The organism is Patiriisocius sp. 208BN25-11, assembly GCF_058147145.1.
Window position 1 is genome coordinate 206,442 of sequence record NZ_JBYVJY010000002.1, and the last position, 20,005, is coordinate 226,446.

The following is a 20,005-nucleotide window of genomic DNA, read 5'->3' on the forward strand; positions in this document are numbered from 1 at the left end:
TCCTAATAAACAAACTCTTTTGCGTTAATTTTTGTTTTATTGAAAGACTATCGCAATATTTGTGTAACACTTCCCTTTATAGTAGAAGATTTAAGCAGATTATGAATAGATTATGCATCCTGTTGGTTCTTGTTGTTTTTCAATTACAAGGCCAAAACAGTATTCCTCAAGATTATTTTTCTTCCCCTTTAGACATTCCTATCATCCTCTCTGGAAGTTTTGGAGAACTACGTAGCAACCACTTTCATAGCGGATTGGACATCAAAACTCAACAGCGCAGAGGGTTGCCAATTTATGCTCCTGCAGATGGTTACGTGAGCCGAATTAAAGTAGGACATTACGGATATGGTAAAGCATTATACATTAAACACCCTAATGGATATAGCACTGTTTATGCTCATTTGCAAAAATATGCAGGTGCCATTCAGAAATTCGTAAAAGACAATCAGTATCAAAAAGAAAGCTATGAAGTGGAGTTGTTTCCAGAGCCAAGTTTATTAGTGGTAAAAAAAGGAGACATTATTGGCTACACAGGAAATTCTGGAAGTAGCGGAGGTCCTCACCTACATTACGAAATACGCGACAGCGCCTCAAGACCCATGAATCCGATGCTTTTTGGAGTAGACGTTCCAGACACCAAGAATCCTATTGTAAATTCGGTATTTGCTTACCCAATTGGAGAAGATGCTACTGTAAATCAATCTAAGACTCCAGTAAAACTACGTCTTATCAAACAAAAAGACGGCAATTATAAAACAGAGAATATTTCAGCATACGGAAAAATTGGATTTGGCGTTTCTACCAATGACCAACAAAATGGTGCTTCCAATAAGAATGGTGTGTATCATATTAAAACTACCTACAATGGTGAAGAAAAAATAAACATTGCTTTTCAAAAATTTTCTTTTGATGAAACGAGATACTTGAATCGCTATGTAGATTACGGATATTTCAAAAAAAATAAATCTAGAGTTCAAAAGTTATTCAGACAAACCAACAACCCTTTGAGTATTATTAAACAAGAAGTTGATAATGGTTTTATTAGGGTTGAAGATGGATTTTCATCCAATTATACCATTGCTATTACCGATTATAAAGGAAACCTTGCCCAAGTTTCTATACCCGTAACTGGAAAATTAGACACCTTAACCACAACTGCACAAAGAGATGCCACCTTAGAATATGTCCCTTCAAGCAAAGCCAGCACTATCAATAAAGGGAAGTTTACCATCTATGTTCCTAAAAATGCTTTGTACGAAGGCGATTATTTAAACATAAGCACTTCTGGTGACACCCTGCATTTCCATGAAGATGTGATACCAGTGCATAAAAACATCTCTATTAGCATGGATATCTCAAACTACAAAGGGCTTGATAAAAGCAAATTATATATTGGGAGATTAAACTATAAAGGAGAACCAAATTACACCACAACAAGGCGTAAAGAAAATGTACTCACCGCTAGAACCAGGACGATGGGTTCTTACACGCTGGCTATGGACACGATTGCTCCAAAAATTAAAGCACATAATTTTACCAACAAAAAGTGGATTAGTAAAAACAAAACCCTTCAGGTAAAAATAGAAGACGAACATAGCGGCATTAGTAAGTACAGAGCTACCCTAAACGGAAAGTTTATATTGATGGAATATAATTACAAAAAAGACGTTCTAACCTATAGTTTTGAGGACGAAATTATCTCGGATGCCGAAAATAATTTAAAATTAATCGTGACCGATAATGTTGGAAATAACAGTACATTTGAGGCCACATTTTTCAGAAAAAACGCTAAATAATTGCTTTTGAAAACACACCATACACTTCTAATACTATTTACCTTATTATGTTCAACTGCAATCTGGGCTCAAAAAGCGACCGTTAGAGGTGTGATTTTAGATACGTTTGACGAACCTATTCCAGGTGTAAATATTACTTACGGAAATCAAGGAAGTATCACAAACATAGATGGCTATTACCTAATAGAGATTCCAGCAAATGAAGACATTACACTTACTTTTAGTCATGTAGGACATAAAAACGTTCAAGCAACATTCAATCTTTCAAATAATGAAGATTATGAGCTAAACCCTGTCATGAAGACTGATGTAGAGCAAATTGCTCCAGTTACTATTTCAGGAAGAGAAAACAAACGTGTAGAAGGAATCACCACCCTTAGCCCAGAAACCATTCGTAGAATGCCTTCTGCCATTAGTGGTGTTACTAGTTTACTAACCTCTTTACCAGGAATTAATAGCAATAACGAATTAAGTACCCAATACGCAGTACGTGGTGGAAACTATGATGAAAACCTTGTATATGTTAATGAAATTGAAGTATATCGTCCGTTTTTAATTAGAAGCGGACAACAAGAAGGACTTAGTTTTGTAAATGACGACCTTACCTCAAGTGTAGACTTCTCAGCCGGTGGTTTTCAAGCAAAGTTTGGAGACAAACTATCTTCTGTGCTAGATATTACCTATAGAAGACCTACCAATTTTGAAGCAAGCCTTGACGCAAGTCTATTAGGAGCAAGTGTTTCAGCTGGAGGGATTTCTAACGACGGAAAGTTTACAGGGATCGTTGGATTGCGTTACCGAGACAATAGCTTGTTTGTAAACGCAAAAGAAACCGAGACCAACTTTAAACCTACCTTCTTAGACGCACAAGCCTATCTTACCTATAAACTCAGTAATAAATTTGAGTTAGGTATGTTAGGGAACGTTGCCATCAACAAATACAGTTACAGTCCATTGACTAGACAAACCAATTTTGGAACATTAGCAGATCCTATTGCACTTCTTGTATTTTACGAAGGACAAGAAGAAGATAAATACGACACCTATTTTGGAGCTTTAAAAGGAACCTATGTTGTTTCTGATAATTATACAGCAAAATTTATTGGTTCTATTTACCATACTAAAGAACAAGAATACTTCGATATCCTTGCACAATACAGGTTGGGAGAGGTTGACACTAGTATTGGAAGTGAAAACCTTGGAGAAGTAACCTTTAGTGAAGGAATTGGCTCACAACTCACACACGCACGTAACGACCTCGATGCTTTAATTGTAAACCTTGAACACAAAGGAAATGCAAGTATTGGTGACAACGAAATAGAATACGGAATTAAATATACCCACGAAGATATTAGAGATCGTGTGCAAGAGTATGAAATTATCGATTCTGCTGGTTTTTCTATTCGTCCGCCATTAATTGATTTTAGCAACCTCCAACCCTACGAGCCTTTCGCTTCGCCTCTTGTGCCTTTTAATGATATACGCGCACAAAACGATGTGCAAATAGATCGTATTAGTGGATATGCACAATGGAGTCGTAGAACCAATCTAGGAACCAACGATGTTTGGTTAAACGCAGGTGTTAGAGCACACAACTGGACGGTAAGTGGTCAAAATATTACAAGCAATACGCAAACCGTATTCAGCCCAAGAGCACAAGTAAGCGTAAAACCAGAATGGGACATGGACATGCTCTTTAGACTTTCTGGAGGCGTATATCATCAACCTCCCTTTTATCGAGAACTAAGAGACTCTACTGGAACAGTTCGCCCAGAAGTAAAAGCACAAAAATCGGTGCATATTGTTTTAGGAAATGATTACAGTTTCGATTTATGGGACAGACCTTTTACTTTAAATAGTGAAGTGTATTACAAACAACTTACAGATGTTAATCCATATACCTTAGAAAACGTCCGTATTCGATACAGAGCTAGAAACAACGCAGTGGCTTATGCTTATGGTGTTGATGTACGTTTGGCTGGAGAATTTGTTCCAGGTACCGAGAGCTGGATTAGTTTGGGGTATTTAAAAACAGAAGAAAACATTGACGATAGAGGCTATATCTTTAGACCTACAGATCAGCGTTTAAAAATTGGAATGCTTTTTCAGGATTACGTAAAAGTGGTACCCAATTTAAAAGGATATTTAAACCTACAGTACAATACCGGACTCCCGGGAGGCTCACCTAGCTATGCAGATCCATACGATTTCCAAGAACGCCTACCCGATTATAGAAGAGCCGATTTAGGAGTTTCGTATGTGATTGTTGACAAAGACAGATTAAGAGAAAAAGGAATTTTCAAGCCCTTTAAAGAACTTACCATTGGTGCAGAAATCTTCAATATTTTTGATGTACAAAACTCTATTTCTAACACCTTCGTACGTGATGTAAATACACAGGTACAATATTCGATTCCTAATTTCTTATCACCACGTGTATTCAATGTGCGGTTAACAGCTAAATTCTAAGTTATGAATATTGCTAAAAGATTTGCTTTTTATGGTTTTGGCTTTGTTATCGGACTCATCTTACTCTTCTTCTTTTTAGGAGGCAAAAAGACAGGTTGCGATTATGGTCCAGAAGCTCGTACGCTTAAAAACATTCGTATTAAAGAGCGCGCTTTTAGTCCAGAAGTACTACAATCACTACAAAACAAAAATCTAGACACAGCTGCTATATCCCTCTTACTTAAACAAGGAGATGTACTTTTTGGAGAGAGCAACACCAAACTAGATTCCTGTAAAATATACACTATAGAAGGCATCGTAAAAGAACAGAACCTAAAAATGACGGTTCAAAATTGTGCTAAAAAAGCTACCATTACTGCATTGAAGTAGTACTTTGAATAAGTAAATTAGCTTTTATACTTCGGAAATGTAAGTACACCAATTGCATTCGTTACCACCACATTACTTCTAAACAAAAATACCTGATCTGTAACATATTGGAATAGTATTTGACATATACAATACATAATTAAAAGAAACATATCATTGTGTCTGGTTGAGCGCAGTCGAAACCTAAATTTATAATATTCAGTTTTTGCTCACTAACACTCTTTCCTGACTTCGATTTTTCTTTCAATAGATTAACATTAAATACAAAACAAAATGGCAAACAAAAAAGGAATTTTAGCTTTATTAGGAATTGCAGGCGCTTTTGCTTGGTGGAAATACAGAAACATGACACCAGAAGAAAAAGAAGCATTAAAAGCTAAAGTAGATAAGACCGGAGAAAAAATAAAAGAAACGGTTGCCGAGGTAGAAGAAACAATTACCGAAACCTACGAACAAGTAAAAGGTAGCCTAAAAAAAGAAATGGACAATATGAATAGTTAAGTATTAGTCTTTATATCTAAAGCTGTCTAAAAAGTGCTTGAATGTCTGTTCGAGCGCAGTCGAGAACTACAATATCCCAATATTAATATAGGTTTCGACTGCGCTCAACCAAACAGAAATCAAAATTCATTTTTTAGACAGTTTTTTTGTACCATTACAAAAAACCAACACAAACCATATGCATCCAAATAATCCGCATCATGCTTCTTATAATTTTACAGCACTCATCGAAGCAAACCCAGCACTTTCTGAGTATGCCTTTTTAAATGATCACCAAACCCAAACCATAGATTTTGCAAATCCAGTAGCAGTATTTGAACTCAACAAAGCATTGCTTATCCATCATTACAAACTAGAAGATTACACCCTACCAGAAGGCTATCTCTGCCCTGCTGTCCCTGGAAGAGCAGATTATTTGTGTTATATCAATGAGTTATTAGCAATTGAAAAGAAACCTAAAAAAAACAAAACCACAAAAGGACTTGATATAGGTGTCGGAGCCAATTGCATTTATCCAATTATTGGTTCTCAACAGTACAATTGGGCAATGGTAGGTGTTGACATACAAGAAGCATCGGTTGCCGCTGCTAAACATATTGTTTCACAGACACCTCAATTAAAAGACAAGATAGAAATAAGATATCAAGAAAATAACGCCAATATCTTCAAAGAAGCGATACAACTTGGAGAATATTTCGATTTCACAATGTGCAACCCACCTTTTCATGCCAGCGAAGAAGAAGCGTTAAAAGGAACCAGACGCAAACTCGCTAATATTTCCGCAGAAAACAGAAGTGTCGCACGCAATTTTGCTGGGAAACCTAACGAACTTTGGTGCAACGGTGGTGAAGCATTATTTATCAAGAGAATGATAAAACAAAGTCTTCATTACAAAGAACAAGTTGGTCTCTTTACAACATTAGTCTCCAACAAAGCCCATCTTAACAAACTCTATAAGCAATTAGATAAAGCAAAAGCGGTGCATAAAACCATTATTATGAATATTGGAAACAAGCAAAGTAGACTGCTGACTTGGCATTTTTAATCTTTACAACTATAATTAGACGTATTACCAAATCATCCTTACATAAATGTGTGAAAAAAAATTTATTTGCTTAAATTTGAGACAAAGACGAGCATATGAAAACAAAATACATCCTATTAAGTTGTGCTATTTTAGCTGTAACGTTAACACAAGCACAAGAAAATAGAACCTATGACGGAGAGGGCAACAATACCACCAATACTTCCTGGGGTGCTGCCAAAGAAAACTTCAGAACTTTAGTTTCTGTGGCCTATACAGATGGTATTAGTGAACCTGGGGCCCAAGATAGAGCAAACCCAAGAGCCGTAAGTAATGCTATTGGTAGTCAGGAAGAATTTATTCCTAACGAAAATGGTTTGAGCGACTTTATTTGGGGCTGGGGACAATTTATAGATCACGACATCAATCTAAACGATGATAATTTTGATGAAACCTTCAATATCCAAGTTCCAGACTGCGATCCTATGTTTGATCCTGATTGTACCGGTGAGAAAGAAATCAAGATGTTTCGTTCGCTAAGTGATGAAACCACGGGGACTGACACAAATAATCCTAGACGCCATGTCAATGAAATTACTAGTTTTATTGATGGTTCTGCAGTATATGGTGTAGAACAAGAACGTGCCGACTGGTTGCGTTCTGGTGTTGATGGTAAAATGAAACTCTCTGCAGGTGGTTTACTTCCTTGGAATACTATCGATGGCGAATTTGATAGTGCCATAGATCCAGATGTACCTTTTATGGTACTAGACGGCATGCCAATTCCAGAAAAATTCTATGTAGGTGGCGATGTGCGTATAAACGAACAACCTGGGCTCATGTGCTTCCACACCCTTATGGTAAGAGAACACAATAGATTGTGTGATGAATTAAAAGACGAAAATCCAGGTTGGACAGACGAACAATTGTTTCAACGCGCTAGAAAAAAAGTAGGTGCCATTATTCAAGCCATTACCTATGAAGAGTTTCTAGCAAATGTTGGGGTTACTATTAGTCCGTATGCAGGATATGACGCTAGTGTACAGCCAGATGTCATCAACACCTTTTCTGCTGCTGGATATCGTTTTGGCCACACCATGGTAAATGGACGATTGATGCGTTTTGAAGAAAACGGAGACGATTGGCAATTTGGAGCCTTAGATTTACGTGACGGATTTTTTCAACCTGAAATATTATTAAACGAAGGTGGTATAGAACCCTTCTTTAGAGGACTAGCTGCTCAGGAGCATCAATTAGTAGACCCATTGATTATGAATGACATTCGTAATTTTCTATTCGGACCTCCTGGTTCTGGTGGGTTAGATTTACTTTCTATCAATCTAGCGCGTGCTAGAGAACGTGGTTTACCCGATTACAATACTATTAGAGCCGACTTAGGTTTGACGCCGCATGCAGGATTTACAGACATTACTTCAGATGTAGCATTACGCAGTACGCTTTCTAATACCTACGGAAATATTAACAACATTGACCCTTGGATAGGGTTCATGAGTGAAGATCACGTAAACGGAAGTATCATTGGCGAAGGCATGAACGCTATTTTAAAATTTCAGTTTGAAGCCTTACGAGATGGAGATCGCTACTATTATGAAAACGACCCCGCTTTTTCTGAAGAAGAAATAGCAGAAATTAAAAGTACTACCCTGTCACAAGTATTATTAAGAAATACAAGCATTGAAGTACTGCAAGACAATGTTTTTGAAGCAGTAGATAGAGATGAATTAGGCGTAGAGTTATTTCCATTTGCAGGCGTAATGAATATTGACGTGAAAGCATACCCTAACCCAGTACAGAAATATTTCAATATCAGTATCACAGCAAGAAGACCTTCAGATGCTACGTTACGTATCTTTAACGCATCAGGTGTAGTTGTTCAAGAAAGAGCAATTAGAATTACAAGAGGCGCATCAGAGCACTCCTTTGAGCTAGACGATCAGCTAGCCAATGGTTTGTATGTAATCTCTTTAGACAGTGACGCTGGTAAAGGACAATTAAAAATTATTAAAGGAAGGTAGTTTTTGTACTCAGTTTTCAGTGGCAGTTGGTAGTTATTCTACAAATATCTATCAGCGACTTCGTAACTCGTAGCCTTGGCGAAGTGTTAAGTGGTCTAACATCCAAAAGTGAGCAAAGCGAATGATCTATCAGCGCAGCGGTCTAATTATAGCCAATCAATAGCCTCAAGGGCATCGTTAAAATTTCGGTGCCCTTTTGCATAAATATATTCTTCGTCGATGGTCTTGGTCCATTGTATAGGTTCATTTGCAATAGCCCCATCTTTCCAAGAGCTAAAGCAGTTTTTTAAATCTTCTATTTCATGTTGTGCCGTAACATCCATATCAAGTTCGTACAATCGTTTTAATAAGGGAGATGCTTTTTCATCCACCCAAATTTGTGGTGATAAACGCACAAAACGATGGTGATTCTCACTAGCATCTATGGCATCTGCAAACAAATGAACATAGGCACTATAGGTTGCCCAAGTTTGCGGTTCAAACAAAATAGATTTGGATAAATTAGACAGAGCTCCAGTAAACAAATTAGCTCCTTTAAATAGTCTTGAGAAACCTCTTTTTTGCTTGGTTTTTTCAAAGTCAATAGCACCAGAATCTTTATAGCGTAACTTACGTCCCAATAAAGTACTATAGTAATTATCTCTAAATTCAATACCATCGTCCTTTGAAGCAACTTTACTAGCGGTTCCAATAGAAAGCACTCGAATATTCTTTCGAGGAACTCCATTGGCAAGTGCTTCGGTAATTCCTGCCATCACTGGATTGTTAAATCCGCCAAGAGCTCCATCCCACAAATAATAGCGTCTGTTTGTTTGCTTTGGTTTTAGCACCGCAGGAAAATCAAAATAATTCACAGGAGCATTGGAAGACCCATGAATGGCAGTCACTAAATTCGTTTCGTCAAAATTTGAATGTCCCGCAATGATTTCTGCTCTTGCCTTACTCGATTTATTAGATCTAAAAAATTTAGCTCGCTTGTTTTTAATGTCAAAGGTAGTAATGATAATCTCTAAAGACTTTTTACCAATAACTTCTGGAAGTTCTGATAAAGAAATATCTACTAACTTTTTTCCATTATCCAAGACCAGTAAATCTTCTAAAGCTTTTTTCTTGTTAGTAGTACTATAGCGTGTCCCTATAGACTTAATGTTAAACAGGTGCATAAAATTTACTGGAAAGTAGCGCTCCCGAAACGAAAGTTTTTTAAATATTTCACCACGCTTAGAAGCATCGTCGAAAATGGCAATAATTTCATCGAAGGTCCAATTACATGCTAAGGCAGCGATGACCATACTTCCACCCGAAGTCCCTATCACCAAATCGAAATGACGCAAAACCTCATGTCCTCGCACTTCTTTATTTGGAAACTTATTTTTAAAAAGTTCTTGAAGTGTAAGCACCTGTAGCAAAGCCCATGTACCACCACCATCTAAAGAAAGAATTTTATAAGGTACTTGCATGTATAGATGATATTTGGTTGATTAAAATTTCAGAAACAACTTGTAAACTGCCACTAAACACTGCTACTGAGCACTTTTTTATAATTTTCTTCTTGCTTTTTCCTTCTTCAACAAGGTAAGCTCTCTGCTGGTCTGTCCAGCAACCGATGTATTTTCTTCTGCCCTTCTAATTAAGTAAGGCATCACATCTTTTACCGGACCAAAAGGAATGTATTTTGCAACATTATAGCCTTCTGCTGCCAAATTATAACTTATATGATCGCTCATGCCGTACAATTGTCCGAACCATACTCTAGCATCATTTTTACCCAGTCCTTTCTTCTGAACTTCCTCTAAAGCCATGTAACTACTTTCTTCGTTATGGGTTCCTAAGAATAATGAGATGTCATCAAGATTATCTAAAATATAATGCATCACCGCATTAAATTGAGCATCGGTAGCTTGCTTGCTTTCGCAAATAGGGCTTTTGTATCCTTTTTCTTCGGCGCGTTCGTTTTCTTTTTCCATGTAGGCACCACGTACCACTTTAAATCCAAGTTTATAGCCTCCCGCTTTTGCTTTGGCGTGTTGTTCTTTTAAATAATCTAGGCGATCCCATCGGTAGCATTGCAGTGTGTTAAATACAATCGCTTTTTCCTTGTTATATTTTACCATCATGGCTTCACAAAGGTCATCTGCTGCATCTTGCATCCAAGTTTCTTCTCCATCTATGAGCAATGAAATATCACAGGCATGTGCGGTTTGACAAACTGTTTCATAACGTACTTTAATACGCTGCCACTCTCCTTCTTCTTGAGGGTCTAAGGGTTCATTTTCTGTACGTTTTTGCCATATTTTAAAGCGACCAAAACCGGTAGGCTTAAAAACCGAAAACGGCATAGCATCTTTGTGTTCTGCAAACTTTGTGAGCTCAATCACCTTTTGCATTGTTGCATCAAATTGTGCTTCTTCTGCTTTTCCTTCTACAGAATAATCCAAGACTGAAAAAACGCCTGCTTTGTACAAATTATCTACCACAGGCATGCAGTCTGTTTCATTCACACCACCACAAAAATGATCAAAAACCGTAGAACGAATGAGTCCTTCAACCGGTAGATTTAAATTTAAGGCAAACTTCGTAGCTGCAGTGCCAATACGCACTAAAGGCTCTTTAGAAATCATTTTAAACAAAAAATAAGCGCGTTCTAATTCGGAGTCGCTCTTCAGGGTAAATGCCGTTTGTGTATTGTCAAATAAACTGCGTGAAGCCATAGTAAAAAATTTGTCTTACAAATATAGAGAGAATTGATGGCTGTTGAAATACAATATTCTAATTTTGTATATCCTTTTGAAAAGGTATAATACGCTCTTCGGAAATTTTAGAAACATGAAACCATTGTTAGACACCTAACATTTCCGCAGAAAAAAAAACAAGAGAAATCCTAAGTATGGAAAGACAACTAGTAAAAGAAAGAGGAAGTGTATACTGTACTGATACTGTATGGGAAAAATTGGATGAAAATATAGCGCTTCTAAGTCCTACTAGCGTTTTTGTACTTGTAGATACACATACGCAGATACATTGCCTTCCGTATTTTTTGAATCATATAAACTTCGATCGACTTCCAGAAGTCATTGTTATTCCCGCTGGAGAAGCCCATAAAACAATTGAAACCTGCGTTCATGTTTGGAATACTTTATCTGATTTAGGAGCCGATAGAAGTAGTTTACTAATCAATTTGGGTGGCGGCGTAGTTACAGATCTAGGAGGTTTTGCTGCCTGCACTTTTAAAAGAGGAATCGAATTTATCAATATACCTACTACCCTTCTAGCCATGGTAGATGCTTCTGTAGGTGGTAAAAATGGAGTTGATTTAGGTGTTATTAAAAATCAAATAGGTGTTATTAAAAATCCGAATGCAGTATTTGTAGATACCACCTTTTTAGACACACTTCCCGAAAATGAAATAAAATCGGGTTATGCAGAAATGTTAAAGCATGGTTTAATACAAAGCAAAGCCTATTGGGAAGCGCTCAAAAATTTTGATATTAAGGATAAAGCAACTACCAAGCAACTCATCTGGGAATCAATCTGCATTAAAAATACAATAGTTACAAAAGACCCCACTGAACAAGGCATTAGAAAAATGTTGAATTTTGGTCATACTCTTGGACACGCTATAGAATCTTATTGTTTAGCTTCAGAAAAAAGAACCACATTGTTGCATGGAGAAGCTATAGCTATTGGGATGATTTTAGCATTATTTATTTCTAGCGAACAAACTGGATTTAACAAAAGCAACATGATTTCTGCATGCAAAACCTTACAAGATGTATATCAAAAAGAAGTGTTTACTAGAGAAGAAATAGATGCTATAATAGACTTGCTAAAGTTTGACAAAAAAAATAAAGGGGGCGAAATTCTTTTTGTTTTATTAGAAGGTTTTGGAGTATACAAAATCAACCAAAAAGCACCTAAAGTCTTAATCTACAAGGCGTTTGAATTTTACAAAAATTTGTAGAATTTTATTTTTACGTATTCATTTTTTTACTAATTTTATAGAAACAACTAGTACCAAATGTTATGCTACGTAAAATTGTAGACTTCAAAAAGTTAACACCAGAGATTCTTTCACTTTTAGTAGAAAAGTATCCATATGGATATGATGATGGCGCTATTATTACTTTTAAAAATGCAAAAAACGAAACCATCGAGGCCGTCGAAGTACGTACTGATGAAGTTATCTATTTGGTAAAAGTGAGTTCTAAGTTAGTAGACAGTATGGCTACTTTTGATAGTGATGACTACAAAATCGAAGAGGCGGATATTCCTATTTCCGAAATCTCAGATAAAAGTGGTGAATAATCTATTATAGATATTTTGCTTTTAGCACATTACAATGGTGTATTTCGTGACCGCCTATAATAAAGCCAGCCGCAGCTGTAGAAAGCGTTGCCCCACTTGCCACCCCTTTACGAGTTAGTTCTTCTTCAGAAAACGACCTAAACAATGCCAAGGTTGAGGCTCTAGTAGCTACATATTCTTTTATCAATGTTGTCATATCTGTTTTGTTCGCGCGGCTATTTGCCACAAAAACATCTTGATCGTAACCAGGAAGTATTTCATTTTCAGACCTAGCAAAGGTTAGTGCTCTGTATGCAAAAACACGCTCTGTATCTATTAAGTGCAGCAAAATCTCTTTTGGAGTCCACTTCCCTTCTGCGTAAGTATACATATGCTTGTCTTCGGGGAGAGCCTCAAAAAAACGCAGTGTTTGCGCTAAACCAAGATCTAAAACAGAAGGAAGAGATTTGTCTGGAGCTAAATCTATGTAATGCTTGTAATAGGCTAAGTAGTCTGTATCTTTTAATTGCGATCTTGTCATTTCGAAAATTTCAGCTAAAATAAAAAACCCACTACCAGATAAATAGTGGGTTAAGAAAAAATTATGATAAACTTATAAAGCTCTAAAAATAGAATGCATTAATCGTTTTTTGTCATTGATACTTTCTTCTAGAGAAATCATGGTCTCTGTACGTGTAACCCCTTCAATATCATCGATTAGATAGATAATATCTTTTGCATGTGAAGTGTCCTTAGCTCTTATTTTACAAAAAATATTAAACTTACCAGTAGTTACGTGAGCAACAGTTACAAATGGAATTTCATTAATACGTTCTAACACAAATTGCGTTTGTGATGTTTTTTGAAGGTAAATACCAACATAGGCAATGAATGAATACCCTAGTTTTTTATAGTCTAATCGTAGTGATGAACCTGTTATAATTCCAGCTTCTTCCATCTTTTTTACTCTTACATGCACCGTACCTGCAGAGATACCATGCTTTTTTGCGATGTCTGTAAACGGTGTTCTTGTATTTTCGATAAGCATATCAAGTATGCTTTGATCTGTGGCGTCTAATTTAAATTTCATGTAGTCAATTTTGAGCTACAAAGTTACTATGATTACCAAAAGAAATACCTAAAATGAATATTAAATTAACATTATATTTTGTTGTTCATCGAAAATTGTTGTGATTTTTTGACCAATATCAAAATTTCTTTGAGAATTCAATAATACGCTACCTCCCTGTAAATCAAAAGTTTTGTGGCCGAACACTTTGGTAGTTTCCTGAATACTATCCAGATACAACTCAAAAACTATGGTGCCATCCAACAATACCTCTTTGTATTGAAAACAAAGGGTTTGTAGCGCTTCCATGCCTGATATATTTACATGATATAAAACTATATCATGAAAGTTTTTTTGGTTTTCTGGAATGTCAAAATACGTCTGCGTATTTTCGGAAACGGTGTCAAGATCAAATAAGGCTATCAGTGCATAAAAGATAAACCCTCTTGTTTTTTCTCGTTCGTAATCATCTTTATGATGACCAGCTTCAAATAAAATAGTAGGCACTCCAAGACTTGTAAAGGTATCCCCTACACAGTTTAAGTTAAAACCATCATCGTATCTACCTATTTGATTCGGACAAAGATGCTGCAAATATCCATGCATTTTTTCAATAAGATTCATCGCCTCCATACGCGTAGGTGTTACAGTACGTTCTACATCGCCTGAGGGAGCTAAAAAGGATACCGTAGCAGGAAAACCTTCTGCTAGCCCATATATAGTACGTTGATCGTGCATGTTGAGGCACAAATCTGGCTGAATTTCATCAAATAGATTTCGTAGCACCCTACTCTCTTTTTGTGACAAATCTTGCGCATCACGATTTAAGTCGACTTTTCTAGCGTTTTCGCGGGTGTACAAGGCAGCACCATCTGGATTTAGCATTGGAAGCACGTAAAAGCTATGACTTGCTAAGAGTGCTTCGGAAATTTTCGTATTCGAGGTTATAAACTTAAAAAAATCAAATAATGCTTTGGTAGTGGTACTCTCGTTGCCATGCATTTGAGACCAAATCAGTACTTTTTTTTCTCCAACACCGAAATGCACCAAGGGAATTTCTTTTCCCATTTCTGAAGTTCCAGCTACCGAAATTTTAAAAGTTTCGGCATAGGCTGAGAATATAGGTTGGATGTCTTCTAGGGTAATATATCTGCCTTTTAAAAAAGATTCAAAGTTGCTGGAATACCAAGTAGTGATGTTCATGAAATAGTTTGTGTTTACAAAAGTAAATAAACACAAGTTTACAATTGTAAACAAAATCTATACACGAAATTGTGGACAACAGTAAACAAAACCTTATAAAAATTGCTACAATTTTAACAGATAAACAATTTTAAATATTAAAGTATTTATTATCATATGATTAAAATATATTATATAAAGTAATAGTTTACAAATTATTACGTTTTTTATTAATAAAATTGCTGTTTACATCTGTATACATTACATTTGTAACAGTCTATCCCCGCAAGCAATGTTACAATGGTAAACACCTCAGATTTCTCTAAAAGACTTCAGCAAATACTCACCTATTATGGACTTTCTGCGACTTCATTTTCGGAAGAAATTGAATTTAACAGGTCTACTATTTCGCACCTCCTATCGGGTAGAAATAAGCCAAGTTTAGAATTTGTAATGAAAGTTTTAAAGACCTATCCCGAAGTAGAATTGCATTGGTTGTTAAATGGAAAAGGCTCCTTCCCTGCTTTAAAAAATTTAGATTCAAAAAATACGACGGATGTTTCAGTATCAAACTCAAAAATTGCTACGGAAATTTCCGAAGTACAAAAAGGAGTCAAAAAACAGGGAATTTCAGAAAATAGCGTATTTCAGGAAATTTCAGAAAAAAAATCAAATACTGGCCTTATAGAGCGCATCGTGGTTTTTTATAAAAATGGGACGTTTAAAGAATATACGAACTCTTAGCAGATGTAAAGATAAATGCAGAACTTTGTAAAAAAAGAACATGCGCACCCTCACCTCTTTTGTACTCATTTTATTGCTTACGAGTTGTTATTCTGTTGAGCGCAATTGCAGCGATTTTAAAACTGGAACCTTCACTTTTGAACAAATGGTAGGAACAGAGCTTGTCACCTCAACATTTACAAGAAACGATAGTATTGCTATAGAACAATACAAAGGTATTACAGATACCTTTAATGTGCGTTGGATTAATGATTGTGAATACATTATGCGCAAGCGAAACCCAAAGAACGCGTATGACAAAGAAGCGGTTCATTTTAAGATTTTAAGCACGACTAAAAATACCTATTTGTTTGAATTTCAGATGGTAGTGAAAAAGCAAAATCAAGCAAACCCAGTAAAAAAAGGTACTGTTACTAAAATTTCAGCAGAATGAGCATTGAAAAAGAGTACTGGACGCAGCGCTATGAAGAAGAACGTACAGGTTGGGATATTGGGAGTCCGTCTACGCCATTAAAAAACTACTTTGATCAGCTAACCAATAAAGATTTACGCATTTTAATACCAGGTGCTGGAAATGCATACGAGGCAGAATACCTATGGAATCAAGGATTTACCAATGTAACGGTGTTGGATATTTCGCATATTCCATTGGATGAATTTCAGAAACGAAATCCGACTTTCCCTGGTGAGCAACTCATAGAACAAGATTTCTTCAAGCATAAAGGAACCTATGACCTCATCATAGAACAAACGTTTTTCTGCTCTTTTGTGCCTGAAAAAATGAATCGTATTAAGTACGTTACCAAAATGGCATCTTTGTTGGCTCCTAAAGGAAAATTAGTGGGGCTATGGTTTGATATCCCATTAACAGGTGACTTAGAAAAACGACCCTTTGGTGGCACCCAGGAAGAATATGAAGGGTATTTAAAAAAACAATTTGATATCCACACGTTTGCGAAAGCCCATAACTCTATTGCGCCAAGAGCCAATAGTGAATTGTTTGGTATTTTTATTAAAAAGGAATCTAAACCTAAACAAGCTAATAATCCTTTGCATGGCATTACTTTAAAAGCCATATTAGAAGAGCTTGTAGCGACGTATGGATGGAAATATCTAGACGAGAAAGTTCGCATTAATTGCTTTGCGGTTAACCCGAGTATCAACTCTAGTCTAAAGTTCTTGCGCAAAACTCCTTGGGCGCGTGAGAAAGTAGAGAACCTTTATATTCGATTAAAAAAATAAACTAGTCAGACGAATTGGTTTGTTTTAATAATGCATTTTGCTCTTGAAGCAGTTCTTCAATTTTGGCAAGCAGTTCTATATCCTTAGGTGTTGAAACCTTTTTGTTTTTAGGATCTTCCGACTTCTTTTTAAATCGATTGATTCCTTTTACAACGATAAAAATAGTGAAAGCCACCACCGTAAAATCGATGAGAGCTTCTATGAGCTCTCCATAGCCAATAGCGATCTCTTTAGTTTCTCCAACAGCTTCTTTTAAGATATGTTTGCGCTCTGCGTAATTAATACCATCGGTAAGCATAGACAAGGGAGGTATGATTACTTTTTTGACTAGGGTGTTTAATACATTGTTAAATGCCGTACCAATAATAATCCCTACGGCCATATCGATAAGGTTCCCTTTGATGGCAAAGTCCTTGAACTCGTTGATAAAACTCTTCATGTATAGGTATTTAAAGTGTAGAAATAATGTATTGAAGCTTCATAGCTTTTTCTTTTCTGTTTCATTTAAAACAGTAACGCTTGCCCATCATCATCTACAGGAGGTTCTTCTCCAGCATCTTTAGGAGCTTTTGGTGTTTCTAGAGCTTGTGATGCTTCGGCCCCACCAGCTGGTGATGCTGGAGTAGGCGCTTCATTAGCCCTAGTACCTACAACAGCTTGTTCATCAATCACTTCTAATTCTTCAGTAGGGGTTTCTACTGGAACATCGTATGGCAAGGGTTCTAGCGTATTTATTTCCAGTACCTTGTCTTTTGTTAATTGATTTCCAAGAGCACCAATTCCTTTTGGTGAAATAAAGGCTTCTAAATCTACTACAAGATTGTCCTTTCTATCCTTTCCTCTTTCTTTTGTAAAGACAACTTCAGCCTGAGGTCTATAAGCCGTAAAAACAGCCTCTAAATAAGATTTAGGGTGATCTGTTAAAACATTGTCTTCTCTTTCTGGGTTTTCGATTAAGAAACGTTTTACATAAAACAATTCTTTCTCACCTGCCCAGTGAATGGCGCTAATAGGTTTTTTAGGATCCCATTTTTCCATAACGATTAAATCCTCATCAAAATGCATGGTAATTTCTGGAATTACGGTCTTCACCAAACCACGCTGATTGATAAGTAATAATCGATCTGTAGGTCTAAACTCACCAATTAATTCACCACGCTCATCTAGATTAAGACGCTGTACAGTCTCATCAAACCATATCTTACGAGGTTTTAAGGTTGAAACTCCCTTTTCTTTGAGTTCAATACGTTTTACAGAATACTTGGTAACAATATTTCCTTTAGAACCTCTTCCTTTTACGAGCAAGTCGCTAAAGTCCAGATCCCATTTTAGTTTTTTGACGCTACCGCTTTGACGTAATAGCACGGTTACAATCTCTGCTTCTCCATTAGGGTTTGCAGTAAAGTATAAAAGTTTACTTCCTTTATTCCCTTGTGTAATTGGGTATTCTTTATCTCTTGTAATTGCCGTTACATTAAAACGCTTTACATAGGTAGCACCTTTGGCACCATCTTTATAAATAGCATTATAGGTAGTACGTTTGTCTTTCTTTTTAAAGACCGCTACATGAATAATGTTTTTACCAATAAAGGTCTTAGTACCTACCTTAGTTACCATCATGTTTCCGTCTTCGGTGAATACAATAATATCGTCTATATCACTACAATCTGTTACATATTCATCTTTACGTAAGCTGGTACCAATAAATCCTTCTTCTCTGTTTACATAGAGTTTCGTGTTACGAATCACCACCTTCGTTTTTTGAATATCATCAAACACACGAATTTCACTCTTGCGTTCTCTGCCTTCACCATAGTCTTTTTTGAGACGTTTGAAATAATCGATGGCATAGTCGATTAGATTTGCTAAGTGATGCTTTACTTGAGCAATACTATCTTCTAAAGCGTCAATTTTTTGCTGTGCTTTATCGATATCAAATTTTGAAATACGCTTGATACGAATTTCGGTAAGACGCGTAATATCTTCTACGTTAACAGCACGTTTTAAATGCTTGATATGCGGTTTCAAACCTTTATCGATGGCAGCGATGACACCTTCCCAGGTTTCTTCTTCTTCAATATCACGATAAATTCTATTTTCAATAAAAATCCGTTCTAGACTCGCATAGTGCCATTGTTCTTCAAACTCGCCTAATTGTATTTCGAGTTCGCTCTTTAGTAAGTCGACGGTTCTATCTGTAGAACGTCTTAACATTTCAGTTACACCGACAAACAAAGGCTTGTTGTCTTCAATCACACAGCCTAATGGCGAAATGCTGTTTTCACAATTTGTGAACGCATATAAGGCATCTATGGTTTTGTCTGGAGAAATTCCGGAAGGAATATGGACTAAGATTTCTACATCTGCAGCGGTATTGTCTTCTATCTTTTTAATTTTGATCTTTCCTTTATCATTCGCCTTTAAGATAGAATCAATTAAAGAACTGGTGTTGGTACCAAAGGGAATTTCAGTAATCACCAAGGTATTTTTATCATGTTGCCCGATACGTGCGCGGCTTCTGATTTTTCCACCACGTAAGCCATCATTATAATTCGTCACATCGACGATTCCTCCTGTAGGGAAATCTGGAACGATGGTAAAACGTTTACCTTGTAGATGTTTGATACTGGCATCGATTAACTCAATGAAATTATGTGGGAGTACCTTGGTTGAAAGTCCAACAGCAATCCCTTCTGCCCCTTGAGCGAGAAGCAACGGAAACATCACGGGGAAGTTAATAGGCTCTTTACGACGCCCATCATAGCTGGCCTGCCATTTAGTGATTTTTGGATTGTAAATAACATCCAAACCAAATTTAGAAATACGTGCCTCAATGTAACGAGAAGCTGCTGCTCTATCTCCCGTTAGTATATTTCCCCAGTTTCCTTGGGTGTCTATGAGTAAATCTTTTTGTCCGATTTGCACCATGGCATCGGCTATGCTTGCATCTCCATGCGGGTGATACTGCATGGTATGCCCTACGATATTGGCCACTTTATTATAGCGTCCGTCATCCAGATCTTTCATGGAGTGCATGATACGACGCTGTACCGGCTTAAAACCGTCTTCTATAGCAGGAACAGCACGTTCTAGAATTACATAACTAGCGTAGTCTAAGAACCATTCACGATACATACCCGTAACACGGGTAATGGTTTCACCATCTTCAATTCCTTCTTCTTCAGGAACCAAATCACCATCTTTTTCTGTTTCTAGGTTCTCTGATTTGATTTCTTCTGGCTCTAAGCTTTCTTCGTTATGATGCGTTTCGTCACTCATATTTGTCATT

At 36.6% G+C, this 20,005-nt stretch carries 18 protein-coding genes; 11 read left to right on the forward strand and 7 right to left on the reverse strand.

The window, feature by feature from the left end:
• Positions 1-101: 101 nt before the first annotated feature.
• From ACY2RS_RS03820 to ACY2RS_RS03845, 6 genes are all read left to right on the forward strand, one after another.
• Positions 102-1,796: a M23 family metallopeptidase gene (locus ACY2RS_RS03820; RefSeq protein ID WP_490097285.1), complete on the forward strand. Its 1,695-nt coding sequence runs from the start codon at positions 102-104 to the stop codon at positions 1,794-1,796.
• A gap of 6 nt (positions 1,797-1,802) precedes the next feature.
• Positions 1,803-4,265: a TonB-dependent receptor gene (locus tag ACY2RS_RS03825; protein ID WP_490097286.1), complete on the forward strand. Its 2,463-nt coding sequence runs from the start codon at positions 1,803-1,805 to the stop codon at positions 4,263-4,265.
• Between the two features lie 3 nt (positions 4,266-4,268).
• Positions 4,269-4,634, forward strand: a complete 366-nt coding sequence (locus ACY2RS_RS03830; protein ID WP_490097287.1) for a hypothetical protein — start codon at positions 4,269-4,271, stop codon at positions 4,632-4,634.
• 273 nt (positions 4,635-4,907) lie between these two features.
• Positions 4,908-5,135: a YtxH domain-containing protein gene (locus tag ACY2RS_RS03835; RefSeq protein ID WP_490097288.1), complete on the forward strand. Its 228-nt coding sequence runs from the start codon at positions 4,908-4,910 to the stop codon at positions 5,133-5,135.
• Positions 5,136-5,313: 178 nt separating this feature from the next.
• Complete coding sequence (gene rlmF, locus ACY2RS_RS03840; RefSeq protein WP_490097289.1) at positions 5,314-6,180, forward strand: 23S rRNA (adenine(1618)-N(6))-methyltransferase RlmF; 867 nt, start codon at positions 5,314-5,316, stop codon at positions 6,178-6,180.
• A gap of 95 nt (positions 6,181-6,275) precedes the next feature.
• Positions 6,276-8,195 carry a peroxidase family protein gene (locus ACY2RS_RS03845; protein ID WP_490097290.1) on the forward strand — a complete coding sequence of 640 codons (1,920 nt, stop codon included), beginning with the start codon at positions 6,276-6,278 and terminating at the stop codon, positions 8,193-8,195.
• A 146-nt stretch (positions 8,196-8,341) separates the two neighbouring features.
• On the opposite strand, the gene ACY2RS_RS03850 is transcribed toward ACY2RS_RS03845, so the two are convergent.
• Both ACY2RS_RS03850 and ACY2RS_RS03855 read right to left on the reverse strand, forming a co-directional pair.
• The gene (locus ACY2RS_RS03850) at positions 8,342-9,655 is read right to left on the reverse strand and encodes a patatin-like phospholipase family protein (RefSeq protein WP_490097291.1); all 1,314 of its coding nucleotides are present in this window, start codon (positions 9,653-9,655) and stop codon (positions 8,342-8,344) included.
• A 78-nt stretch (positions 9,656-9,733) separates the two neighbouring features.
• Positions 9,734-10,906 (reverse strand): proline dehydrogenase family protein, encoded by a 1,173-nt coding sequence (locus tag ACY2RS_RS03855; RefSeq protein WP_490097292.1) that lies wholly within the window; start codon positions 10,904-10,906, stop codon positions 9,734-9,736.
• A gap of 176 nt (positions 10,907-11,082) precedes the next feature.
• Here ACY2RS_RS03855 and aroB point away from each other — a divergent pair, with 176 nt between their 5' ends.
• Entirely contained in the window at positions 11,083-12,156 is a 1,074-nt protein-coding gene (gene aroB, locus ACY2RS_RS03860) for a 3-dehydroquinate synthase (protein WP_490097293.1), read from the forward strand.
• A 62-nt stretch (positions 12,157-12,218) separates the two neighbouring features.
• On the forward strand, positions 12,219-12,500 hold the full coding sequence (locus tag ACY2RS_RS03865; protein ID WP_490097294.1) for a hypothetical protein: 282 nt from the start codon (positions 12,219-12,221) through the stop codon (positions 12,498-12,500).
• A gap of 4 nt (positions 12,501-12,504) precedes the next feature.
• Here ACY2RS_RS03865 and ACY2RS_RS03870 read toward each other — a convergent pair whose 3' ends face one another.
• The 3 genes from ACY2RS_RS03870 to ACY2RS_RS03880 form a co-directional block, all read right to left on the reverse strand.
• Positions 12,505-13,020 (reverse strand): DinB family protein, encoded by a 516-nt coding sequence (locus tag ACY2RS_RS03870; protein ID WP_490097295.1) that lies wholly within the window; start codon positions 13,018-13,020, stop codon positions 12,505-12,507.
• 72 nt (positions 13,021-13,092) lie between these two features.
• Positions 13,093-13,569: an Lrp/AsnC family transcriptional regulator gene (locus tag ACY2RS_RS03875; RefSeq protein WP_490097296.1), complete on the reverse strand. Its 477-nt coding sequence runs from the start codon at positions 13,567-13,569 to the stop codon at positions 13,093-13,095.
• A 60-nt stretch (positions 13,570-13,629) separates the two neighbouring features.
• Positions 13,630-14,751: a M14 family zinc carboxypeptidase gene (locus tag ACY2RS_RS03880; protein ID WP_490097297.1), complete on the reverse strand. Its 1,122-nt coding sequence runs from the start codon at positions 14,749-14,751 to the stop codon at positions 13,630-13,632.
• A 279-nt stretch (positions 14,752-15,030) separates the two neighbouring features.
• On the opposite strand from ACY2RS_RS03880, the gene ACY2RS_RS03885 reads away from it, so the two are divergent.
• From ACY2RS_RS03885 to ACY2RS_RS03895, 3 genes are read left to right on the forward strand one after another with little or no spacing between them, the layout of a single operon-like run.
• Positions 15,031-15,474 (forward strand): helix-turn-helix domain-containing protein, encoded by a 444-nt coding sequence (locus ACY2RS_RS03885; protein ID WP_490097298.1) that lies wholly within the window; start codon positions 15,031-15,033, stop codon positions 15,472-15,474.
• Positions 15,475-15,514: 40 nt separating this feature from the next.
• Positions 15,515-15,907 carry a hypothetical protein gene (locus tag ACY2RS_RS03890; protein ID WP_490097299.1) on the forward strand — a complete coding sequence of 131 codons (393 nt, stop codon included), beginning with the start codon at positions 15,515-15,517 and terminating at the stop codon, positions 15,905-15,907.
• Positions 15,904-16,716 (forward strand): VF530 family DNA-binding protein, encoded by an 813-nt coding sequence (locus tag ACY2RS_RS03895; RefSeq protein WP_490097300.1) that lies wholly within the window; start codon positions 15,904-15,906, stop codon positions 16,714-16,716. Before ACY2RS_RS03890 ends, ACY2RS_RS03895 begins: the two co-directional genes overlap by 4 nt.
• A 1-nt stretch (position 16,717) precedes the next feature.
• Here the strand turns inward: ACY2RS_RS03895 and mscL are convergent, their stop codons facing one another.
• Both mscL and ACY2RS_RS03905 read right to left on the reverse strand, forming a co-directional pair.
• Positions 16,718-17,155, reverse strand: a complete 438-nt coding sequence (gene mscL, locus ACY2RS_RS03900) for a large-conductance mechanosensitive channel protein MscL (protein WP_490097301.1) — start codon at positions 17,153-17,155, stop codon at positions 16,718-16,720.
• A 65-nt stretch (positions 17,156-17,220) separates the two neighbouring features.
• On the reverse strand, positions 17,221-19,995 hold the full coding sequence (locus ACY2RS_RS03905; RefSeq protein WP_490097302.1) for a DNA gyrase/topoisomerase IV subunit A: 2,775 nt from the start codon (positions 19,993-19,995) through the stop codon (positions 17,221-17,223).
• Positions 19,996-20,005: the final 10 nt, after the last annotated feature.

Bases quoted from the DNA above. Each gene is read 5' to 3' on its own strand.
- ACY2RS_RS03820 (WP_490097285.1), top strand. From the start codon at position 102: ATGAATAGATTATGCATCCTGTTGGTTCTTGTTGTTTTTCAATTACAA.
- ACY2RS_RS03830 (WP_490097287.1), top strand. From the start codon at position 4,269: ATGAATATTGCTAAAAGATTTGCTTTTTATGGTTTTGGCTTTGTTATC.
- ACY2RS_RS03835 (WP_490097288.1), top strand. From the start codon at position 4,908: ATGGCAAACAAAAAAGGAATTTTAGCTTTATTAGGAATTGCAGGCGCT.
- rlmF (WP_490097289.1), top strand. From the start codon at position 5,314: ATGCATCCAAATAATCCGCATCATGCTTCTTATAATTTTACAGCACTC.
- ACY2RS_RS03845 (WP_490097290.1), top strand. From the start codon at position 6,276: ATGAAAACAAAATACATCCTATTAAGTTGTGCTATTTTAGCTGTAACG.
- ACY2RS_RS03850 (WP_490097291.1), bottom strand. From the start codon at position 9,655: ATGCAAGTACCTTATAAAATTCTTTCTTTAGATGGTGGTGGTACATGG.
- ACY2RS_RS03855 (WP_490097292.1), bottom strand. From the start codon at position 10,906: ATGGCTTCACGCAGTTTATTTGACAATACACAAACGGCATTTACCCTG.
- aroB (WP_490097293.1), top strand. From the start codon at position 11,083: ATGGAAAGACAACTAGTAAAAGAAAGAGGAAGTGTATACTGTACTGAT.
- ACY2RS_RS03865 (WP_490097294.1), top strand. From the start codon at position 12,219: ATGCTACGTAAAATTGTAGACTTCAAAAAGTTAACACCAGAGATTCTT.
- ACY2RS_RS03870 (WP_490097295.1), bottom strand. From the start codon at position 13,020: ATGACAAGATCGCAATTAAAAGATACAGACTACTTAGCCTATTACAAG.
- ACY2RS_RS03875 (WP_490097296.1), bottom strand. From the start codon at position 13,569: ATGAAATTTAAATTAGACGCCACAGATCAAAGCATACTTGATATGCTT.
- ACY2RS_RS03880 (WP_490097297.1), bottom strand. From the start codon at position 14,751: ATGAACATCACTACTTGGTATTCCAGCAACTTTGAATCTTTTTTAAAA.
- ACY2RS_RS03885 (WP_490097298.1), top strand. From the start codon at position 15,031: ATGGTAAACACCTCAGATTTCTCTAAAAGACTTCAGCAAATACTCACC.
- ACY2RS_RS03890 (WP_490097299.1), top strand. From the start codon at position 15,515: ATGCGCACCCTCACCTCTTTTGTACTCATTTTATTGCTTACGAGTTGT.
- ACY2RS_RS03895 (WP_490097300.1), top strand. From the start codon at position 15,904: ATGAGCATTGAAAAAGAGTACTGGACGCAGCGCTATGAAGAAGAACGT.
- mscL (WP_490097301.1), bottom strand. From the start codon at position 17,155: ATGAAGAGTTTTATCAACGAGTTCAAGGACTTTGCCATCAAAGGGAAC.
- ACY2RS_RS03905 (WP_490097302.1), bottom strand. From the start codon at position 19,995: ATGAGTGACGAAACGCATCATAACGAAGAAAGCTTAGAGCCAGAAGAA.